At 55.1% G+C, this 1,013-nt stretch carries 1 tRNA gene; it reads left to right on the top strand.

Annotated features, from left to right (window positions below):
- Nucleotides 1-936 precede the first annotated feature (936 nt).
- Nucleotides 937-1,012: transfer RNA gene (locus AC07VH_RS29200), tRNA-Glu, on the top strand.
- Nucleotide 1,013 lies beyond the last annotated feature (1 nt).

Here is a 1,013-nt window from a genome sequence, read left to right as displayed (position 1 = left end):
CTCAGCTGGGAGAGCGCTTGCATGGCATGCAAGAGGTCAGCGGTTCGATCCCGCTTACCTCCACCAACAGCGCAGAAATCACGTGATAATCAAAGTCGCCTCGAGCGGCTTTTTTTATTTCCGCGGCACTTCCCGCCATACCCCTCGGGGGAATATGGCTAAGCTGTTAGCGCGCTTGCATGGCATGCAAGAGGTCAGGGTTAGCTCCCGCTGACCTCCGCCAACAGCGCAGAAGCAGGCAGTGAATAAATCAAAGTCGCCTCGGGCGGCTTTTTTTATTTCCGCGACACTTCCCGCCATACCCCTCGGGGGAATATGGCTAAGCTGTTAGCGCGCTTGCATGGCATGCAGGCGGTCAGGGTTGACTCCCGCTGACCTCCACCAACAGCGCAGAAGCAGGCAGTGAATAAATCAAAGTCGCCTCGAGCGGCTTTTTTTATTTCCGCGGCACTTCCCGCCATACCCCTCGGGGGAATATGGCTAAGCTGCTGTTAGCGCGCTTGCATGGCATGCAAGCGGTCAGGGTTGGCTCCCGCTGACCTCCACCAACAGCGCAGAAATCACGTGATAATCAAAGTCGCCTCGGGCGGCTTTTTTATTTGCATCAGCGATTTCTTCGCTCGGGAAATATGCCTAAGTGGCGTAGGTCGGATTAGCGCAGCGTAATCCGACAGCGCCGTCGGCCTGCATCAACTCCACGTGCATGCCAGGTCGCATATGCGGCTTTTTTTGCGCCAGCTAAAATTGCAATACGCAGTATTTCCATATCCTGCGAGGATCTTCCGCCACATAGGAGGAGCCCCGCAAATAAGATGGAAAATAAAACTCCCGGCAGTTGATTTCGTGAATCGCCCCATGCTATACTTCGCGCACGCTTTTTTGAGGGGCTAAGCAAAGCCTTCAACGAAGAGTCCGCTGAGAGTAAAGCCAGCACAGGTCCCCATCGTCTAGAGGCCTAGGACATCACCCTTTCACGGTGAGTACAGGGGTTCGAATCCCCTTGGGGACGCCAG

The organism is Janthinobacterium sp. GW821-FHT03C10 (genome assembly GCF_059420865.1).
The sequence above is the reverse complement of the archived record's forward strand: the minus strand, read 5'-3'. Positions and strand labels throughout refer to the sequence as shown.